Source organism: Alphaproteobacteria bacterium, from assembly GCA_002869105.1.
GTDB lineage: Bacteria > Pseudomonadota > Alphaproteobacteria > UBA7879 > UBA7879 > UBA7879.
On record PKTP01000007.1, the window covers coordinates 59,585 to 78,965 of the forward strand.

Consider the following 19,381-nt stretch of genomic DNA (forward strand, 5'->3'; position numbering starts at 1 on the left):
AATTCCTCTATAAGTACTTAAATATTAATTGTATGGATCGTCGAACTTTTTAGCCAGATCTTCAATGTTTTCTGGTGGCCAGTTTGGCACATCCATGCCAAGGCTTAAGCCCATTTCTTGCAAAACAGCTTTAATTTCATTCAAAGATTTACGCCCAAAGTTTGGTGTTTTCAACATCTCAGGCTCGGTGCGCAGAACAAGGTCACCAATGTAAACAATATTATCATTTTTCAAGCAGTTTGCAGCCCGGACAGAAAGTTCAAGCTCAGATACTTTTTTCAACAAGGCCCGGGGAACGGTTTCTTCCTCTTCTTCAACTTGTTGTTTGACATCTTTTGACTCTTCAAAGTTAATGAATGGCGCCACTTGATCTTGCATGATACGCGCCGCAAGGGCAACAGCGTCTTCAGGATCAACAGTCCCATTTGTTTCAACAGTTAACGTTAATTTATCAAAGTTTGTTGCCTGACCCAAACGAGTATTATCAACCTTGTAAATAACCATTTTTACGGGTGAATATAAAGAGTCAATGGCAATGGTGCCAAGGGGCATATCTTCGTTTTTGTTCTCAGATGCTGGTACGTAGCCTTTCCCATGGTCAACGGTCAATGTCATGGAGAACTCAGCGTCTTTATCAAGATTACAAATCACGTGGTCAGGGTTGGCAATGGTGATCTCAGACGTTGCTGAAATCATACCAGCTGTCACAACACAAGGACCTTTAGCTGAAACTGTCACTTGCTTTGCAATATCTGCGTGAGACACAAAGTTGATACCTTTAACGTTCAAGATGATGTCTGCTACATCTTCAAGCACACCTGGAATCGATGTGAACTCGTGCATCACTCCATCAATCTTAATTGCAGTAACCGCAGCACCGCGGATAGAGGATAACAAAACCCGACGCAGGGCATTCCCAAGTGTGTGTCCAAAGCCTCTCTCAAGAGGCTTTAAAGTGATAGATTTTTTAAAAGAAGATAGCTCTTCAACTTTGTAGGTATCGGGTTTAGTAAGGGTTTGCCAATTTTTTTGTAACACAGGATATACTCTCGTTTAAAGGTTATACACGACGACGTTTCGGAGGACGGCATCCATTATGGGGAACAGAAGTCACATCTGAAATTTGGTCAATGGTAAAACCCACAGAAACCAATGCTCTCAAAGCAGATTCACGGCCTGAACCGGGACCTCTCACCAAAACAGAAAGATTTTGCATGCCATGCTCTTGGGCTTTTTTTCCAGCAACTTCAGCTGCAATCTGAGCAGCAAAAGGAGTGGACTTTCGAGATCCTTTGAATCCTTGTGCCCCAGCAGAAGACCAAGAGATAACATTCCCTTGTGGGTCAGATATTGTGATAATCGTATTGTTAAAAGTAGAAGAGATATGAGCCACACCGGTGACGATATTTTTCTTTTCTCTTTTACGTAGCTTAGTAGGAGTACCTTTAGACATTTTAATCTCTAACTTTTAATGAATTTATTTTTTCTTACCGGCGATTGCAACCGCTTTACCTTTGCGGGTCCGGGCGTTGGTGTGTGTTCTTTGACCGCGGACAGGCAAACGTTTTCTGTGGCGCAGACCACGATAACAACCCAAATCAACCAACCGTTTGATGTTCATAGACACAACACGGCGCAAGTCACCTTCTACCTGATGGTCTTGATCAATCACTTGACGGATGGCGGAAACTTCGTCCTCAGTCAATTTACTGACGCGTGTCATGGGCTCAACGTTGGCCTTTCGGCAAATGTCAACAGAGGCTGTTCTGCCAATGCCATAAATGTATGTTAATGATATCCAGACTGGCTTACCAGCGGGAAGGTTTATACCTGCAATACGTGCCAACGAATAACTCCTTGAATTCTTTAATACTGTGTTTTATAAATCTTGACTGGATGCGTCAAGTGTTAAAAATTAATTTTCGATAATTTCTGCAATTTGCCGGGAAACTTCTTCCATTGGCAGAGATCCATCCACTTCTTTCAGCACACCTTTCCCAATATAAAAAGGGATAATTGGCTGGGTTTCTTCTTGATATTTTTTAAGACGTGTTTTTAAAGTTTCGGCAGAATCATCTGGCCGTCTCATAAAGTCAGAGGCGCCACAGATATCACAAACACCCTGCTCATCTGGCATCTTAAAAAAATCGTTATAATTTGCTTTGCACTGGCCACAATAAAACCGGCCGGTGATCCGCTTCATCAAGACCGGTTCATCAATTTTTATTTGTATCACATGATCAATGGTCCGATCCAATTTTTTAAGCATGTCATCCAAACAAACCGCTTGCTTGACCGTGCGGGGGAAACCGTCTAAAATCACACCCACGCGATAATCTGGTTTACTCAACGTCTCATTCAGCATACTCACAACCAAGTCATCGGCAATTAATTGACCTGAATCAATCATGTCCTTAGCCTTTTGCCCCAGTTCTGTTCCTTCAGCAATCTCGTCTCTAAGCATTTGACCCGTTGAGAGGTGAACAAGCCCGTAGGTATTCTTCAAAAACTCGGCTTGTGTCCCTTTTCCAGACCCAGGAGGGCCTATCAGGATGATATTCATCGACGACGTCCTTTAAGATTAGCCTTTTTCAGCAACCCTTCATACTGATGGGCCACCAAATGCGATTGGACTTGGGCCACAGTATCCAAGGTTACACTGACAATGATCAATAAGCTTGTCCCACCAAAGTAAAAGGGAACCGCGTATTTCGCCTTTAAAAGCTCTGGCATCAAACAAACGATAACCAGGTAAGAGGCTCCAAAGAACGTAAGACGATTGAGCAGTCTCTCAATAAAGTCTGCCGTCGCCTGCCCTGGTCGAATACCTGGGATAAAGCCACCGGATTTTTTCAAGTTTTCAGCTGTGTCTGCTGGGTTAAAAATAATGGTCGTGTAGAAGTATGCAAAGAAGACAATCAATATGCTCATCAACACAATAAATAGTGGTTTACCAGGAGATAGATAAAACAACAGCGTTTGCAACCACTCTGGCGAACTATCAGAAACAAACATTACAGCAGTCGATGGCAGAACCAACAATGCCTGAGCAAAGATGGGGGGCAAAACCCCAGAGCTATTCAACTTTAACGGAATATAACTCGCCTCACCGCCCTGCACACGTGCGCCAACTTGGCGTTTTGGGTATTGAACCAAGACCTTACGAATCGCCCGTTCAACAAAAACGATGAAGGCAAAGATGGCAATAATAACTGCAAACAAAAAGAGGATAAACATAATAGGAATGGTATTATCTTGTCCCAATTCAATCAAACCTAAAGCTGCTTGGGGTAAGTTCGCCACGATTCCAGAAAAAATAATCAGCGACACACCATTACCGATACCGCGTGAAGTAATCTGTTCGCCCAACCACATAAGGAACAACGTACCACCAACAATATTAATCACAGTGGTAATTTTAAAAATAATTGGATCAATGGAAACGGCCCCTTGAGCCACAAGCCCTGTTGACAAACCAAAAGCTTGAGCAGTTGCCAGGAACACTGTTAAATAACGGGTGTATTGATTGATTTTTTGCCGGCCCGATTCACCCTCTTTTTTCAAAGCTTCCAGAGTCGGCGAAATAGCAGTCATCAGCTGGATAATGATACTTGCCGAAATGTAGGGCACAATGTTAAGCGCCAAGATTGACATACGCTCCAAAGCACCACCGGAGAACATATTAAAAATACCAAAAAAATTATTGGCATTTTTGCTAGCAAGCGTTTTGATAACAGCAATATCAACACCAGGAAGCGGAATATAACTTCCCAAACGATAAATAATTAACGCACCTAGTGTATACCAGATGCGTTTTTTGAGTTCATGCGCTTTAGAAAAAACGTTGAAATTAAAATTGGCAGCGAGTTGTTCAGCCGCAGAAGACATAGAAAACCTCTTGGGTTAGTTATTCTTGAGGAAACTGTAAATGAACTTGCCCACCCTTGGCAACAACCTTTTTTACAGCAGTTTTAGACGCAAAATCAACGTGCAGGTTGAGAGCAACATCAAGATCCCCAGTTCCTAAAAGCTTAACCAATTCGTTTTGAGAATGAATTAAGCCGAGACTTTGCATGATTTCTTTAGTCACGTCAGCTTTTGCATCAATCTTGCCAGCTTCAATAAGGTCCTGCAAGCGGCAAAGATTAACTTTGGCCATTTCAACTCTGTTAATGCTTTTAAAACCACGCTTTGGTAATCGCATGTGAAGGGGCATTTGTCCACCCTCAAAACCATTTACAGAAGATCCGGAGCGCGCTTTGTATCCTTTAACACCACGACCAGAGGTTTTACCCTTACCTGAACCGATACCGCGACCAAGTCTTTTTGAGTTTTTCTTTGAACCGATATTATCGCGAAGTTGATTTAACATATCAATACCTATTTAGATTTAGGAGTTTCAATGACCTCAATAAGATGTCTGATTTTATTGATAAGGCCACGGACAATGGGATTGTCTTCCAGTGTTTTTGTTTGACTAATTTTACGCAAGCCCAAAGCATGCAAACACTGCTGTTGTACTTTTGGGCGACGCTGCGCGCTGTAAATTTGCTTAACGGTTATTGTTTTAGTACTCATGCTTGCACCTCAGTAGGCTCATTATTCTCACCTGCCTGGCTTTTTTCAGAGTCTTCAGCGCGGCGAGTTGAAACAATATCAGATACTTTCATGCCACGACGTTGAGCAATCATCCGAGGAGACGCCATCGACAACAGGCCATTAAAAAGGGCTCTAACCATGTTGTGAGGGTTAGAGGTTCCAACAGACTTGCAAACCACGTCCCGAACGCCCAATGCTTCCAAAACGGCCCGCGCAGGACCACCGGCGATGATTCCAGTTCCTGGAGGAGCTGCACGCAAGTTTAACTTAGCCGCCCCATAGGTTCCCACAACATCATGGTGAAAAGTACGACCTTCCTTCAATGGAACACGGATCATGTTTTTTTCTGCAGCTTCATTTGCTTTACGAATAGCATCTGGCACCTCACGGGCTTTACCAAGGCCATGACCAACACGTCCCTGGCCATCACCAACCACAACCAAGGAGGCGAAAGAGAAATTACGTCCCCCTTTAACAACCTTCGAAACACGGTTGATGCTTACAAGCTTATCAACGAGATTTGATGTATTCTTTTCTTTAAAATTACTCACAAGTCAGTCCTTTAAAATTCTAAACCTTCGGCACGTGCACCGTTCGCCAATGCCGCGACACGTCCATGGTACGGGAATGCACCACGGTCAAAATAAACCTTCTTACACCCAGCTTTAGCAGCCCGGCGTGCAAATTCTTTACCAATTTCTTCTGCTATGGCGCAACCTGAAACTTTACCAAGCTTGCTTTTAAGTGATGGCTCAGTTGAGCTAGCAGACACAAGCGTCTTTTGGTTTAGGTCATCAATGATTTGCGCATAGATATGATTGTTAGAACGAAACACTGACAACCTTAAGCGATCAGAACCTTGAGCATGACGCTTAAGTTTAGAACGGATGCGGCGTTGACGACGTTCATATTTTTGAACAGAGTTAGTCATGATCTATACCTTACTTTTTCTTACCTTCTTTACGGACAATAATTTCATCCGCATATTTAATTCCCTTACCTTTATAAGGCTCAGGAGGGCGATATCCTCTGATTTTAGCTGCAATCTGACCGACGCGTTGCTTATTGGATCCAGTGATCGTCAATTGCGTAGGTTTTGGGCATACAATTTTAATATCCTCGGGGATATCAAAAACCACATCGTGGCTAAAACCAAGAGCAAGAGTCAGGACATTGCCCTGCACATTTGCCCGATAACCAACACCGTTGATTTCCATGTTAATGGTAAAGCCTTCGCTGACACCTTTCACGATGTTCGCGATATTAGCTCTCTGTGTTCCCCACATGATCATGGCTTCTTTTTTATCAGAAAGAGGCTTCACCGTTACAACACCTTCTTTAACATCAACGTGCGTGTTGATTGTGTCGTAATGGGTTGACTCAGTTCCAATCTTACCAGTAGCTGAGATTGCCTGATCTTCAATTTTAAGGGCAACCCCTTCTGGAAGGGATATCGATTTAACTCCAACGCGTGACATATGTGATCCTATAACACTTCAAACTAATATATTTCAAATAAAACTTCGCCACCAAGTTTTTGGTTGCGAGCTTCTGCATCTGTGATAACACCTTTTGATGTTGACATCACTGCATATCCAAGACCGTTAAAAACAGGCTTCAAATCTTGTGTTGACTTGTAAATGCGACAACCTGGCTTTGAAATACGCTTCAATGACTTGATTGTAGCCGCCCCTTGATAGTACTTAAGCGTGACAACCAAATCAGAAATACCAGATCGAATTTCCTTAACTTCAAAAGCCTCGATGAACCCCTTGTTCTTAAGAACAGTCAGGATATCAGCGTTCACCCGAGAGTGCCGGCAAGATACTTTGTTATGACGTCTTGTTTGCGCATTTCTAATGCGAGTCAACATGTCTGAGATAGGGTCTGATAGAGACATTCTTCTTCCTTACAATTACCAACTAGATTTTGTCATGCCTGGGATCTGACCTTCAGAAGAAAGCTGCCGCAGAGCAATACGTGAGAGGCCAAACTTACGGTAGTAGCCACGTGCGCGCCCGGTAAGTTCGCATCGATTACGAATGCGGGTACGAGCACCATTACGTGGTAACTTTGAAAGTTTAACCGTCGCCTGAAATCTTTCATCCACAGAAAGATCCCGATTCATAATGGTTTCTTTAAGAGCCATTCTTTTTGCCTGATCTCTTTTAACCATTTTTTTTCGATTTAAATTCTTTTGTACTGAGCTTTCTTTAGCCATAAAACAACCTACTAACTTTTAATGAACGGCATACCAAAGAATCTCAGAAGCTCACGCGCCTCGTCATCATTTTTAGCCGACGTTATTATATTAATGTCCATACCACGAATTTGATCAATTTTGTCATAATCAATTTCAACAAAGACGATTTGTTCCTTAAGTCCCATGCTGTAATTACCACGACCATCAAAAGACTTAGGCGAAACACCGCGAAAATCTCGAACACGTGGCAATGCAATGGTGATCAAACGATCTAAAAATTCATACATACGCGCACGCCGCAAGGTAACTTTGGTCCCAATTTTCATACCATCCCGTATTTTGAAACCAGCAATTGAGTTTTTAGCAAGCGTTTCGACGGGCTTTTGTCCTGCGATTGCCGCAAGGTTCGACGCCGCTGCAGTCACTTTTTTCGAATCTTTTGAGCCTTCACCAACACCCATGTTTAAGGTGATCTTTTCAATGCGTGGAATTTCCATTGGGTTTTTATACCCATATTTTTCCTGCATCAATCCTTTAATTTTAGACTCATATATGCTGTGCAAGCGTGTCATGTTATTACTTCTCATCTATTTTTTTATTAGATTTTTTGGCAACTCTCACTTTTTTACCTTCTGCCGAGATTTCAACGCCCACACGGGTTGGTTTTTTTGTCTCGGGATCAATCAGACTCACATTAGATATATGAAGAGTGCCTTCTTTTTCAATCATCCCACCAGGATTATTCTGAGAGGGTTTTTGGTGCTTCTTTTGAATGTTGATACCTTTAACAACCACACGGTGCTTTTGGCGATCAACAGACTGAACTTCACCTGTTTTACCTTTGTCTTTACCAACTGTTACAATAACAGTGTCACCAGATTTTATGCGAAATTTAACGGTCATAATCTACAGCACCTCTGGAGCAAGTGAAATAATTTTCATATATTTTTTTTGACGCAATTCACGAGTAACTGGGCCAAAGATACGTGTGCCAACAGGCTCGCCTTGAGCATTAATCAAGACAGCTGCGTTTGAATCAAAAGTGATTTGGCTACCATCGGGGCGACGCACACCAACGCATGTGCGAACAATCACAGCTTTGTGAATGGATCCCTTTTTCACCTTGGAGCGGTGGATTGCTTCCTTAACCGAGACAACGATCACGTCGCCAATACCAGCTTCCATGTGGTGAGATCCACCTAAAACCTTGATACACTGTACAGACTTGGCACCTGAGTTATCAGCAACCTGAAGCCTTGTTTGCATTTGAACCATTACAGCACCTTACTAAGAGTTATCAGCCAAAACGCTCCAGGTCTTAGACTTGGAGATTGGCTTACTTTCAATTATCTGCACGTGGTCACCGACCTTACCTGCGTTCAACGGATCATGAACCGCATACTTCTTGGACCGCGTAATATACTTTTTGTAAAGAGGGTGCATAAAACGTCTTGTAACCTTAACAGTTAGCGTTTTGTCACACTTATCACTTACAACAACACCTGATAAAACTCTTTTTGGCATTTCTAACCTTAACTTTTAGAATTGATCCGGCCCAAAGCCAATTGTGCTCTAGCCACTTCTTTTCTGATCTCGCGAAAACGACTTGTATTCGTTACATGTCCACCAGCTTTTTGAAAGCGCAACTTAAACAACTCTTCTTTTTTCTTAAGAATCAGTTTTTTAATATCGCTCTCGCTTAACTTAGATATTTCTTTCATCAACATAATTCAAGACCTAACTTATACAAAACGCTTAACAAATTTGCATTTAATGGGCAACTTTTGTGCCGCAAGATCAAATGCTTCACGGGCAAGCTCTTCGCTCACGCCGTCAATTTCAAACAAAATACGACCTGGGTGCACACGTGCTGCCCAATATTCAACAGACCCTTTACCTTTACCTTGACGAACCTCAGCAGGTTTTTGCGTCACAGGAAGATCTGGGAATATCGTAATCCAAACACGCCCTGCACGCTTTAGATGCCGGTTAATAGCACGACGACATGCCTCTATTTGGCGTGCCGTAATACGCTCGGGGGTGATAGCCTTCAGCCCAAACTGGCCAAAAGAAAGATCAAACCCACCTTTAGCTTCACCATGGATACGGCCTTTAAAGGCTTTTCTAAATTTTGTTTTTTTAGGACTCAGCATATCTAAACCTAAATCTTAATACCTTACAACTTACGACTGTTTTTGTGTTTCACTTGGTGTTGTCGCCAATTGGCTTTCACCTTTATAAATCCACACCTTTACACCACAAACCCCATAGGTTGTGTGCGCTGATGCAGTACCATAATCAATATCAGCTCTGAGGGTATGCAAAGGAACGCGCCCTTCACGATACCACTCCATCCGAGCGATCTCAGCGCCACCAAGACGCCCCGCCACATTGACACGAATCCCTTCAGCACCCGATCTCAAAGCAGATTGAACAATTTTTTTCATCGCCCGACGGAACGAAACCCGTCGCTCAAGCTGACCTGCAATGTTTTCAGCGGCAAGCTTTGCGTTAATATCAGGCTTGCGCTCTTCTTGAATGTTCAAGGCAACGTCAGTACCAATCAGTTTTTCTAGATTCTTTTTAAGCGCATCAATGTCAGCGCCTTTTTTTCCGATCAAAATACCTGGACGACCCGCATAAATAGAAATATTCGGCTTTTTAGCAGGGCGCTCAACAACAACCCGACAAACTTGAGCAGATTTATAGTTTTTAAAGATATACTTTCTAATCATTAGATCTTGCTTAAGCTGCTGAGCATAATCTTTACCAGCAAACCAAATAGAATCCCACGATTTCGTATAACCAAGGCGAAGACCGATTGGATTAACTTTCTGTCCCATTAGGCCACCTCTCCATTTTCAGCGCATTCTTCAACAACAATTCTCAAGCGACTAAAAGGCTTGAGGATGGGCGATGCACGACCCCGCGCTCTTGGCATAAAGCGCTTCATAACCATAGCTTTACCTACAGACGACTCAACCACCTTCAGAGAATCAATGTCCAAGTTGTGATTGTTTTCTGCATTGGCAATCGCAGACAAAAGTGTTTTACGTACATCTTTCGCAACACCCTTAGGAGAAAGCTCCAGCAGTTGAATCGCTTTGTGTACTGGCAAACCACGTATTTGGGCAGCAACCAAATTTAACTTACGAGACGAAGACCGTATCATTTTGTTTACTGCTAAAACTTGTTTTGAGGAAAGCGCCATATTCATTAACCTCTTTTCGCTTTTTTATCAACGCCGTGCCCGTGATAGGTACGCGTTGCAGAAAATTCACCAAATTTGTGACCAATCATGTTTTCAGTCACAAGAACGGGGATAAATTTTTTACCGTTGTGAACACCAAAAGTCAAACCAACAAAGTTGGGCAAAATGGTTGAGCGACGCGACCATGTTTTGATCACATCATTACGACCAGAGTCTCTGACTTTTTCTGCCTTCTTTAGCAGGTAGTGATCAACAAAAGGGCCTTTCCAAACAGAACGGGACAATTTTATCTCCTTGATTTACTACGTGAAACAATCATCTTAGTTGACGATTTTTTCTTATTTCTTGTTTTCTTACCCTTGGTTGACTTACCCCAAGGTGTTACAGGGTGACGACCACCAGATGTCCGACCCTCACCACCACCATGTGGATGATCTACAGGGTTCATCGCAACACCACGAACATGCGGGCGACGACCTAGCCAACGGGAACGGCCTGCTTTACCCAAGTTCGTGTTTTTATGATCTGAGTTAGAAACAGCTCCAACAACAGCCCAACACTTAAGCGGAACCATTCGTAATTCCCCAGAGCTCAATCGAAGCAAGGCTTTGCCTAGGTCACGACCGACATACTGAGCATATGTACCTGCAGAACGCGCTATTTGCGCACCCTTAAGAGGCTTCATCTCAATATTGTGAATGATGGTACCGATTGGAATCCGGCTTAAAGGTAGCGCATTTCCGACTTTAATATCAGCATCTTCACTGGCGATGATTTTATCACCAGCAGCCAATCGCTGCGGTGCAATAATATAAGATTTTACATCGTTACCATAATCAATCAACGCAATGTGAGCTGTCCGGTTAGGATCATACTCAATTCTTTCAACCGTACCTTCAGTTAGCGTTGTGTGCCTCTTAAAGTCGACAACACGATAAAGCTTTTTATGTCCGCCACCACGATGACGAACAGTCATCCGTCCACGGTTATTACGCCCACCTGACTTACGCAAGCCTTCAATCAAAGGCTTATGAGGACGACCTGACCATAAGTCAGAGCGATCAACAGTAACCAGCTGACGGGTAGAAGGAGTAACTGGATTATATTTTTTTAGCGCCATCTTAATTACCTGCCGTCATATCAATTGTTTGGCCTGATTTAAGCGTGACATACGCCTTCTTGAAATCAGAACGAAAGGCCTTACGACCTCGGAACTTTTTGGTTTTTCCTTTTTGCAACACCGTGTTTATTTTTTCAACGGTGACACCAAAAGCTTTTTCAACTGCTTTCTTGATTTGTCCTTTGTTAGAATCCCGCGCAACAACAAAGGCATACTGGTTAAAGGCCGCTTGTTGCGTTGTTTTTTCAGTCACCAAAGGACGCAAAAGAATATCAAATTTCTTTTCGTCAGAGAGTCTATGTTTTAACGTAAAATCTCTCATCACTATTCCTTACTTAGCGTTCAAAATTCGTGCTGTGATCAAGTCAACAGCTTCTTTAGTTATAATAATCTCATCCCGTTTCAGGATGCTGTAAACATTCAACCCCTCAACAGGCAAAACCTCAAGGTCAAAAAGATTTGATGAGGCCCGCGCAAAGTTTTGTTGCATTGCATTTCCACCAACAAACAGGGCTGATTTAATCTTGTGAGCACTCAAAACGTCTTGTAGCGTTTTGGTTTTACAATCTTTCAAAGCCAAAGAATCAACAATTTTTAACTTTTTCTGACGCAGCTTCTCTGAGAGCGCAACCGCCAAACCTAACCGTCTCACCTTCTTTGGAAGGTCATGACCATGATCCCGTGTCACAGGACCAAAAACAACAGCACCACCACGATGTTGAGGCGCTCGCACAGTTCCTTGACGTGCACGACCCGTTCCTTTTTGACGGAAGGGCTTACGTGTTGATCCTTGAACCATTGAGATTGTTCTTGTTTGGTGATTACCAGAACGTCTTTTGGCAAGCTGCCAGCGCACAACACGCTGAAGAATATCTTCTCTTAACTCAAGACCAAAAACAGATCCTGACAGGGTAACATCATCTATTTTCTTAGCCGCAAGATCAAAAACTCCAGCCTTGATGTCTTTGGGAGCGATTTTTTGCGTTTCAGATACTTTTGCAACAACTGACATTACGATACCTTCTTAGCTGCACTAACTTTTTTGATGGCATCGCTCACCCGAACGATCGCCCCTTTATGACCAGGAACGGCCCCTTTAACAAAGAGAATGCCAGCTTCATCATCGGACTTCACAACGCGCAAACTTTGAATTGTCACACGCTCAGCGCCCAATCGGCCCGCCATTTTCTTACCTTTAAAAACCTTACCTGGGTCTTGACACTGACCTGTCGACCCGTGTGAACGGTGCGCAATCGAAACACCATGGCTCGCACGCAAACCAGAAAAATTCCAACGCTTCATCGCACCGGCAAAACCTTTACCAATAGAAGTTGCGCATACATCAACAAATTGTCCATCTTCAAAGTGGCTCGGCTTCAATTCAGCGCCCACCTCTAGGTGACCATCCGCATCAACCCGGAATTCAGCAACTTTCTCACACGGCTCTTGTTTGATTTTTGCATACCACCCTTTAAGAGGCTTATTAACCCGAGAAGCTTTCTTAGAGCCAAAGCCAACTTGAACAGATGTGTAGCCATTTTTTTCAACAGAAGCAGTTCCAAGCACGCGGCTAGAAACATGCAGCATTGTTACAGGAATCATTTCACCGTTTTCAGTGAAGATTTGAGTCATGCCAAGCTTTTTTGCGAGTAATCCTGTTCTCATTTTCATCACCACTAAAGTTTAATCTCGATGTCCACACCAGAAGCAAGCTCAAGCTTCATCAGGGCATCTACTGTTTGCGGTGTCCACTCAACGATATCAATCATGCGTTTGTGTGTCCGCATCTCAAATTGCTCACGAGACTTTTTGTCAATGTGGGGAGATCTATTAACAGTAAACTTGCTAATGCGTGTCGGCAACGGTATAGGGCCACGAACGACACCACCTGTGCGCTTAGCTGTATGTACAATTTCTTTTGTCGATTGATCTAACACGCGGCTGTCAAAAGCCTTAAGTCGGATTCTAATAATTTGATCTTCCATCACACTTACTTTTCAATAAACTAAATTCTTGTGGAGTTATAACTAAGGAAATTCAACATTGCAAGCGCTTATTTGTTTTTTTTGAATGGTTTCCAGTTCATAGCTACTTTAGACATTCTTAAGTTTTGCATGCCCCTTGACAACTGCAGAAAACTGTTCTTCTTTTTCTTCTTGTAAGTCTCGTCATTTTCTTATAGAAAGACTGCATGGTTTCGGGGCGTAGCGCAGCCTGGTAGCGCGCCTGGTTTGGGTCCAGGAGGTCGGAGGTTCGAATCCTCTCGCCCCGACCATTTCTCTCTATATGTACGCTAACTCACCATTTTAAAATTTAAGATTCCTCACCTTTTTAGGCCCTCTGCTTAAAAAGACCCATTTGATAGCAAAAAGTTTTTGTTCTAGACACGTCTAAATCAGAGTGTTTTAATATTCAAAATTTATTTTTAAACAGGTAGGCTTCATGAAAAAAAATCCCATTCTTTGTGCAACGTTATTTTTAGCATCAACAACCTTACTTTCCGCCGGGCCTTCAAGTTTTAATGCTGGTCTTACCTATGAAAGTCTAAGACCCCTTCTCAGCCTAAAACCCCTCTCAAGCGAGAAAAAGAAGCCTCTGAAGGGGGGTTTGAGAAAACTTTAAAGTCGCTTCTACCCAATGATAAAGACAAAGCTTTTGTGGTTAAGAATATTAATGTCCAAGACAAGGCCCTGGATAATAAAATATTCCAATCTGTCTTTGATAAATATGTGGGTCAAAAAATGTCCATGGGTCGCATGGGCCAACTTAAACAAGATCTAACAGCCGCTTTACGCAACAACGGCTTTATCTTTAGCCGCATTGTGATCCCACCCCAAAAAGTTGATCAGGGGAAAATTCAGGTGAACGTTTTGCATGCAAAAATTGGCCGGGTGGTTTTTAAAGGCCGGACAGATCTTGCCAGTGATAAATTTAGAGAAGTGTCCCAAACCCTTAAAGATACACCTCTATTAACCCGGTCTATATACGAAGAGCAAATCTTAAGGATGACCCGCACCCATGGAGTTAAAACAACAACAACACTTGTTCCTCCTAAAAAGCCGGGCGAACCCATTACCCTTGAAGTTCAGCTTGAAGAAGATTTAGGATCTGTTTCCATGGGGGTGCATAATCGCGTATCCCATGAAATTGCCCCTTGGATATTCACCTCTGATTTAACCCTGAAAAATGGATTTGGATTAAACGAAAGAACAACCTGGGGTGTGAACTGGGGTCCGCGTCAAGCAGGACTGGCCTTATTCTTCTTGGATAACGAAACCCCCACAGGCATAGATGACTTAAATTTCACAACTACAGCTGCAACTATTAAAACACATCCAACACGGCGTTATAGCTCTCTTCAAGCGCGGAATAAATTTGATCAGTTGGCCTTTGGGTTTAATTATCCACTACTACTCCAGCGCTATGATGAAGTGATCGTTCGATTGAAATATAACATGGAAAATCAGAAAAACGCGCAGAAAGCCACTAACCAAACCACCAAAAATCGTCGTCGTTTTATAACGGCTGCCATTCGGTATGATTTTTCAGACCAGTACTTAGGCGTTAACTTTTTAGACTTTGGCTACGATTGGGGTTTAAAAGGCACCGGCACACGGGGCGTTAAAACGGCTGGCGATCAAAGCCATATTGATGCCAGCAGCGTATTCATGACATTCATGCGTCAACAGCAATTGCCTGATAATTTCTATGCAAAATTCAGCATGAAAGCACAATACAACACCAAAAAAGCGGTTCAAAATGGTCGGTTGGTTCTTGGGGGCTACCCCCTTGATCTCAGCCATCCCAATGCGTCCTACTCAGGGGATGGTGGGTATGAAGGCAATCTTGAATTAGGCTATGTTGTGGGTCGCGACCTTGGTGATGTGGATTGGGCCAACCTTACTATCTATGGATCGTTGAGCCACGGGCAAACATGGTTAAGACAGCCATCCGCCACTGAGAAAAAATTAAGAAAACTATCTTGCGGAACTGTCGGTATACGCCATCAATTGATCGATAGATTTAATATCTTCGTTGAACAAGGCTTCCCCTTCAGACATACCATCGGCACCACGAAGTTTGCCAAAAAAACATACTTTGGCTTAACCTACAACACAAAAATATAAGGAATCTAAGGGGAGAGTATTATGAAAAAAACAATCGCTTTAACGTGGGGCATATTAGGAGCCGTAACAGGCGCCTACGCCGACCAAACCGTTCAAACAAAGAGCATACCTGCAGCCCCAACCACAGTTCTAAAAACAGATGTGTCACAATCAGCGATAGCAGCAGCATCTTTGCCACAACAGCCAACGGTTATCTCGGGCCAAGCTGCCATTACGACGCAAGGTCAAAAAATGACCATCACGCCGAATCAACAAAATACGTTAATCAATTGGAACTCCTTTAACATTGCGGCGAACCATCACGTTCATCACAATCATGCCTCTAGCGCGCACACAACGGTGCACAATGTAACGGGCGGTGCGCCAAGCACCCTTGCTGGAACATTATCAGCCAATCAGGGAAATGTTTTTCTGGTTAACTCGGGTGGTATCGTGGTCACAAAAGGGGCGCACATTGATATGGGGAACCAAGGTAAATTTGTTGCCTCAACTTATACTCTAAAAAACCCAGGCAACTTTACGTCAGGGGGTCAATTACAATTTGCTGATAATCCTGATGCCAAATGCATCAAAATCACCGGCGACTTTACGTTCTCTGGAGCGGGCTTGGCCTTTATTGCTCCCGGCATTGATCAAATGGGTGCCATCATTGGATTGGCCTCGCCTGTTTCTAACAGAGACGATGCGCTGGATATCAGCTTCTTTGATGATCGCTTTCAACTACGCCTTGAAGGCAAGACTGCTCAAACAATTAAAGATCAGAAAGTTCAAAACGATGTCACCATTCGGTCAATTTTAGCCAAGAATAGCAAGCAAGGTGCCCATGCTTTAACCGCCGAGCAGGTTTCCGAGGGCTTTACCGCCATGAACCCCGTTCATACAAATGCGGATGCCCAGCAGATTGAACAAAATGCTGCAGGGGACGTTTGGTTGATTGGGGCGCCCAATGGCGGCCAAGTTAATGTGAACAATGATATCCACTTAAAAGGGGGCACGGATGCTGCCGCCGGTAAAGCCATTATTTTAGGAGATGAAGTCAACCTTAATACAGGAACGTTTGACCTTTCTGCTGATCACACCGCAGGGCAATTATTTGTGGGGGTCAAACCTACTTATCAAAGACTGAACCAGTATTAAAACCCGCGTGATCACCTGTACACCCAAACGTTAAATGTTGGGGATGATCTGACCATTAATGTAAAGTCCGAAAACAGCCGTTCTGGACGCGTTAATTGGTTATCCAGCGTGCAATCAACCTTTGGCAACGCTGACGTGACTCTGGGTAATGGTTGGATTGACTTCTCTGGAACGGGGGATTTATCAGGCGTTGAAGACGTCAACATTGATGCCAAAAATGCCTCTCTTCTGTTTGACCCAGCTATCATTGAAATTATTGATGGAGATCCGGGAACTGCAAATCAACAAGATAATGGCATCAATCAAATTACAGACGGCTGGTTAAATGCTCAACTCGCAAACAATGATGTCTACATCAGTACATTTTTAAGTACTTCAGCCCAAGCCGCTCAAAGCACACTTGCCCAATCTGGTGTGACTTTCAAACAAGGAAGCTCTGTTGAATGGGCCCAAAACGTGTTGGCTGTGTTTGCCCCCCGCATCACTTTTTCTGGTGATGTTGAATATTCGGGGCCGGCGATCCAGGGGGGATTGTGGTTAATCATCTCTGACACAACCGATGGATCGCTTGTCAATGGTGATCCCTTCACAAACAGAATCACTTTCACGAATCCTGCTTTTTTAAACTTTTCATCTGCAATGACAAGTGATTTTACTCACTTCTCAACAGGTCAATATCATTCACTGATGGTTGGATATAACGTTGCTCACCCTCTGGTAAATGATTATGAAATTTTCACGTCAAACGATTTCAGCATTACAGTTAATCTTAATAATTACACTAGTCCCGGCGTATTTTTTGCAAATTCAGACCTCACTTTAGAGGGGCCTGTTGCCCCTGATGCAATTAAAAGAGTTGACTTCAGCTCCGTCGATCAACCCCCTATCCTCCTTCAAAAGACATTTGATGATGCCAATCTATCAGAAATATCATTATGGCCCGGCGGTATATCTTCAACCACTTTCCCCGCGCCAGAAACGGGTGGCAGCAATGGTGGAGGTAGAACGAACAATACGAATCTTCCCCCTGCAGCAGAAGCTCTGAATGTTGTTGACAGTGCGATCCCATCTGATGATAGCTTTGGTGATAGTTTCGGTCCTGAGGATGATACTGGCTCTTTTGATAGTTTCAGTTCTGAAGAGGGCGATAATTCTTTTGATAGTTTCGGTCCTGAAGAGATCAATAACACAAATACAGGGAACACAGAGAACTCTGATTCTAATGAAGAAGATAAAAAAAATAAAGATGATGACACCAACGAGAATCTAAGAGAGCAAGCAGGCGATACCACATCAACTAGATTCTAAACGTTACAAACTGAAACTGGTTTTGTGGGCTGGGATTGGGGATCCCCCCTCGCCCCGACCATCCACTCCTTAGGGCGGGAAAGAAGAAGTTGTATTCTTTGATAACCAATACTAAGTTTTAATCTTTTACCAAAAGCAAAGAAAATTAAATTGGCCCCTCTTTTGATTTTTCAATAAGATTGTGCCATTCCGTGCCCGAGGGGATGAGGAAATCGGAATCATGCCCCCCACAGCCAGTATCTAAAATCTATTTTCGAGTAAACATCACCACGTAAATATCATCATAGAACATAGCATAAATCTTACGCTTCCCTTCTTTTTTGAGAACAAGCCGATTCAAAAAGGCAACAGCAACTGGGCTCTCGCTCCCCTCTCCGTAAAATTTTTAAGAGAGTGATATTCTCCCTTATGGTTTGGTCCTGCATAATGTTTAGCATACTCGTCCGCCCGTCGTTCACTGAAAGTTTCTTGAGTCTGGACATTAATACCATACATTGGCAAACACACCTGACCTCCACGCGTCAATATATGATACAGGGGCGCCCAAAATTTCATCTATTTACATTTTTAAACGCGCTCATTTATTGCACAAAGCACGCGTCCCCCACCATATCCCCCGGCGCATAAAACCCCCTTTTTATTTTTTATACTAATATAAAAACAGTATAATAGTATCTAAGATACTTGTTTGTTAACGATCGCTCTCCAAGGCCAGCATGCTACAAGCCTTCTGCCCCACGCAGCAGTATCGCGTTCAACCAATGTCGCATATTAGAGGTGTTCTTGCTGTTCAGGATCCTAGATTAGAAAAATTTCTAAGTTTCTCTTTGTAAAACAACCCACAAAATCAGACAGGCCTTTTCAATTGATCAATGTTATCAAGAGCCCACTGGGCAAGCAAAGGCTTGGCACTCACCAAATCTTTTGCTTCAATACGATAAATTTCCTTGTCATAACATCCTTTGGAATCTGGACAACGTACGCGTAAGCTTAATGCAAAAGCCTGCGGATCATCGGTTGCAGCAAATTGATATATTTGAAGATTTTGTGATTTTTTAAGGGCATGTAATTTTTGGCGGTGATTTCCTCTCTTGCTTTTTTTAGAGGGGTTAGGATTGCTCTCTTTTTTCTGAGCAGTCGCGCCTCTTTTTGCAGACTTCTTTTTTACGGATGTCTTTTCAATCTTTAAAAGAGAAGAAATTTTCTGGCCGGCAAGTCTATTTAAAATGAATTTCTTGCTTTTTCCATCGCCGCCATCTAGATGAATCGCCCCAATGACAGCCTCCATCGCAGCTGCATAGTTTTGATCCACATTATCTTTTTCACCCGCTTTCCATACTGTCATCAGGGGTGCATCTAGCCCAAAGCGTTTATACGCCTTGGCCAGAAAAATATTGTTTTTATAGGATTCTCTTTGGTCGTGTATTTCAGCAGCACCTTTTGCTTTATCGTAGAAAAATTCCGTTAGCACCTTATACAAAACAGCATCCCCGAGACTCTCGAGTTTTTTAAAACCTCCCGTTCCCACCTGAAACGAAGTTTCTATATGCTGTTGATTGGCAAATTTATAGACAATTCTTTTTTCAATATCCTCAACATCAAGCACCGCTGAAAGGGGTGCGCCCAAGATCACGAGAATTAAAAATAAAAAAACACGCGCCGACATCATGCCATTC

Annotated in this window: 32 protein-coding genes and 1 tRNA gene; 5 read left to right on the forward strand and 28 right to left on the reverse strand. The window is 43.0% G+C overall.

Translation table 11 applies throughout. The features are described from left to right. Positions 1 to 24: 24 nt before the first annotated feature. From C0582_03305 to C0582_03430, 26 genes are all read right to left on the reverse strand, one after another. Positions 25 to 1,038 (reverse strand): DNA-directed RNA polymerase subunit alpha, encoded by a 1,014-nt coding sequence (locus C0582_03305; GenBank protein ID PLX29573.1) that lies wholly within the window; start codon positions 1,036 to 1,038, stop codon positions 25 to 27. 22 nt (positions 1,039 to 1,060) lie between these two features. Then, positions 1,061 to 1,453 (reverse strand): 30S ribosomal protein S11, encoded by a 393-nt coding sequence (locus C0582_03310; GenBank protein ID PLX29574.1) that lies wholly within the window; start codon positions 1,451 to 1,453, stop codon positions 1,061 to 1,063. Between the two features lie 24 nt (positions 1,454 to 1,477). Beyond that, positions 1,478 to 1,846: a 30S ribosomal protein S13 gene (locus tag C0582_03315; GenBank protein PLX29575.1), complete on the reverse strand. Its 369-nt coding sequence runs from the start codon at positions 1,844 to 1,846 to the stop codon at positions 1,478 to 1,480. A gap of 69 nt (positions 1,847 to 1,915) precedes the next feature. Beyond that, positions 1,916 to 2,563 carry an adenylate kinase gene (locus C0582_03320; GenBank protein PLX29576.1) on the reverse strand — a complete coding sequence of 216 codons (648 nt, stop codon included), beginning with the start codon at positions 2,561 to 2,563 and terminating at the stop codon, positions 1,916 to 1,918. Beyond that, positions 2,560 to 3,888, reverse strand: a complete 1,329-nt coding sequence (locus tag C0582_03325) for a preprotein translocase subunit SecY (GenBank protein ID PLX29577.1) — start codon at positions 3,886 to 3,888, stop codon at positions 2,560 to 2,562. The genes C0582_03320 and C0582_03325 overlap by 4 nt, the downstream gene beginning before the upstream one ends. Positions 3,889 to 3,907: 19 nt before the next feature. After that, complete coding sequence (locus C0582_03330; GenBank protein ID PLX29578.1) at positions 3,908 to 4,372, reverse strand: 50S ribosomal protein L15; 465 nt, start codon at positions 4,370 to 4,372, stop codon at positions 3,908 to 3,910. A gap of 8 nt (positions 4,373 to 4,380) precedes the next feature. Continuing rightward, on the reverse strand, positions 4,381 to 4,578 hold the full coding sequence (locus C0582_03335) for a 50S ribosomal protein L30 (GenBank protein ID PLX29579.1): 198 nt from the start codon (positions 4,576 to 4,578) through the stop codon (positions 4,381 to 4,383). Next, a complete protein-coding gene (locus C0582_03340) occupies positions 4,575 to 5,150 on the reverse strand; it encodes a 30S ribosomal protein S5 (GenBank protein ID PLX29580.1) in 576 nt (191 codons plus the stop codon). Before C0582_03340 ends, C0582_03335 begins: the two co-directional genes overlap by 4 nt. An 11-nt stretch (positions 5,151 to 5,161) precedes the next feature. Then, complete coding sequence (locus C0582_03345) at positions 5,162 to 5,530, reverse strand: 50S ribosomal protein L18 (GenBank protein ID PLX29581.1); 369 nt, start codon at positions 5,528 to 5,530, stop codon at positions 5,162 to 5,164. A 10-nt stretch (positions 5,531 to 5,540) separates the two neighbouring features. After that, complete coding sequence (locus tag C0582_03350) at positions 5,541 to 6,077, reverse strand: 50S ribosomal protein L6 (protein ID PLX29582.1); 537 nt, start codon at positions 6,075 to 6,077, stop codon at positions 5,541 to 5,543. Positions 6,078 to 6,100: 23 nt separating this feature from the next. Then, on the reverse strand, positions 6,101 to 6,499 hold the full coding sequence (locus C0582_03355; GenBank protein ID PLX29583.1) for a 30S ribosomal protein S8: 399 nt from the start codon (positions 6,497 to 6,499) through the stop codon (positions 6,101 to 6,103). Positions 6,500 to 6,514: 15 nt separating this feature from the next. Next, complete coding sequence (locus tag C0582_03360; GenBank protein PLX29584.1) at positions 6,515 to 6,820, reverse strand: 30S ribosomal protein S14; 306 nt, start codon at positions 6,818 to 6,820, stop codon at positions 6,515 to 6,517. Between the two features lie 11 nt (positions 6,821 to 6,831). Beyond that, positions 6,832 to 7,374 carry a 50S ribosomal protein L5 gene (locus tag C0582_03365; GenBank protein PLX29803.1) on the reverse strand — a complete coding sequence of 181 codons (543 nt, stop codon included), beginning with the start codon at positions 7,372 to 7,374 and terminating at the stop codon, positions 6,832 to 6,834. A 4-nt stretch (positions 7,375 to 7,378) separates the two neighbouring features. After that, positions 7,379 to 7,705: a 50S ribosomal protein L24 gene (locus tag C0582_03370; GenBank protein PLX29585.1), complete on the reverse strand. Its 327-nt coding sequence runs from the start codon at positions 7,703 to 7,705 to the stop codon at positions 7,379 to 7,381. A 3-nt stretch (positions 7,706 to 7,708) separates the two neighbouring features. Further along, entirely contained in the window at positions 7,709 to 8,077 is a 369-nt protein-coding gene (locus tag C0582_03375) for a 50S ribosomal protein L14 (GenBank protein PLX29586.1), read from the reverse strand. 12 nt (positions 8,078 to 8,089) lie between these two features. Beyond that, entirely contained in the window at positions 8,090 to 8,326 is a 237-nt protein-coding gene (locus tag C0582_03380; protein ID PLX29587.1) for a 30S ribosomal protein S17, read from the reverse strand. Between the two features lie 8 nt (positions 8,327 to 8,334). Then, positions 8,335 to 8,529, reverse strand: coding sequence for a 50S ribosomal protein L29 (locus tag C0582_03385; protein PLX29588.1), 195 nt, complete (start codon positions 8,527 to 8,529; stop codon positions 8,335 to 8,337). A gap of 15 nt (positions 8,530 to 8,544) precedes the next feature. After that, positions 8,545 to 8,955, reverse strand: coding sequence for a 50S ribosomal protein L16 (locus C0582_03390; protein ID PLX29589.1), 411 nt, complete (start codon positions 8,953 to 8,955; stop codon positions 8,545 to 8,547). Between the two features lie 30 nt (positions 8,956 to 8,985). After that, positions 8,986 to 9,645: a 30S ribosomal protein S3 gene (locus tag C0582_03395; protein PLX29590.1), complete on the reverse strand. Its 660-nt coding sequence runs from the start codon at positions 9,643 to 9,645 to the stop codon at positions 8,986 to 8,988. Next, positions 9,645 to 10,019, reverse strand: a complete 375-nt coding sequence (locus C0582_03400; protein PLX29591.1) for a 50S ribosomal protein L22 — start codon at positions 10,017 to 10,019, stop codon at positions 9,645 to 9,647. The genes C0582_03395 and C0582_03400 overlap by 1 nt, the downstream gene beginning before the upstream one ends. Further along, positions 10,019 to 10,297: a 30S ribosomal protein S19 gene (locus C0582_03405; GenBank protein PLX29592.1), complete on the reverse strand. Its 279-nt coding sequence runs from the start codon at positions 10,295 to 10,297 to the stop codon at positions 10,019 to 10,021. Before C0582_03405 ends, C0582_03400 begins: the two co-directional genes overlap by 1 nt. 2 nt (positions 10,298 to 10,299) lie before the next feature. Next, entirely contained in the window at positions 10,300 to 11,133 is an 834-nt protein-coding gene (locus C0582_03410; protein PLX29593.1) for a 50S ribosomal protein L2, read from the reverse strand. Position 11,134: 1 nt separating this feature from the next. Further along, entirely contained in the window at positions 11,135 to 11,455 is a 321-nt protein-coding gene (locus tag C0582_03415) for a 50S ribosomal protein L23 (GenBank protein PLX29594.1), read from the reverse strand. Between the two features lie 9 nt (positions 11,456 to 11,464). Next, complete coding sequence (locus tag C0582_03420; GenBank protein ID PLX29595.1) at positions 11,465 to 12,145, reverse strand: 50S ribosomal protein L4; 681 nt, start codon at positions 12,143 to 12,145, stop codon at positions 11,465 to 11,467. After that, complete coding sequence (locus tag C0582_03425) at positions 12,145 to 12,798, reverse strand: 50S ribosomal protein L3 (protein PLX29804.1); 654 nt, start codon at positions 12,796 to 12,798, stop codon at positions 12,145 to 12,147. The genes C0582_03420 and C0582_03425 overlap by 1 nt, the downstream gene beginning before the upstream one ends. An 11-nt stretch (positions 12,799 to 12,809) precedes the next feature. Beyond that, complete coding sequence (locus C0582_03430; GenBank protein ID PLX29596.1) at positions 12,810 to 13,118, reverse strand: 30S ribosomal protein S10; 309 nt, start codon at positions 13,116 to 13,118, stop codon at positions 12,810 to 12,812. 213 nt (positions 13,119 to 13,331) lie between these two features. Between C0582_03430 and C0582_03435 the strand changes: the two genes are divergently transcribed. The 5 genes from C0582_03435 (at position 13,332) to C0582_03455 (ending at position 17,705) form a co-directional block, all read left to right on the forward strand. Next, positions 13,332 to 13,408: transfer RNA gene (locus C0582_03435), tRNA-Pro, on the forward strand. Positions 13,409 to 13,575: 167 nt separating this feature from the next. After that, positions 13,576 to 13,755, forward strand: a complete 180-nt coding sequence (locus C0582_03440) for a hypothetical protein (protein ID PLX29597.1) — start codon at positions 13,576 to 13,578, stop codon at positions 13,753 to 13,755. A 35-nt stretch (positions 13,756 to 13,790) separates the two neighbouring features. Continuing rightward, positions 13,791 to 15,260, forward strand: coding sequence for a hypothetical protein (locus C0582_03445; GenBank protein ID PLX29598.1), 1,470 nt, complete (start codon positions 13,791 to 13,793; stop codon positions 15,258 to 15,260). Positions 15,261 to 15,281: 21 nt separating this feature from the next. Beyond that, on the forward strand, positions 15,282 to 16,397 hold the full coding sequence (locus tag C0582_03450; protein ID PLX29599.1) for a hypothetical protein: 1,116 nt from the start codon (positions 15,282 to 15,284) through the stop codon (positions 16,395 to 16,397). A gap of 108 nt (positions 16,398 to 16,505) precedes the next feature. Continuing rightward, the gene (locus tag C0582_03455) at positions 16,506 to 17,705 is read left to right on the forward strand and encodes a hypothetical protein (protein ID PLX29600.1); all 1,200 of its coding nucleotides are present in this window, start codon (positions 16,506 to 16,508) and stop codon (positions 17,703 to 17,705) included. A 336-nt stretch (positions 17,706 to 18,041) separates the two neighbouring features. Here the strand turns inward: C0582_03455 and C0582_03460 are convergent, their stop codons facing one another. Further along, a complete protein-coding gene (locus C0582_03460; protein PLX29601.1) occupies positions 18,042 to 18,260 on the reverse strand; it encodes a hypothetical protein in 219 nt (72 codons plus the stop codon). 292 nt (positions 18,261 to 18,552) lie between these two features. After that, positions 18,553 to 19,374: a hypothetical protein gene (locus C0582_03465; GenBank protein ID PLX29602.1), complete on the reverse strand. Its 822-nt coding sequence runs from the start codon at positions 19,372 to 19,374 to the stop codon at positions 18,553 to 18,555. Positions 19,375 to 19,381: the final 7 nt, after the last annotated feature.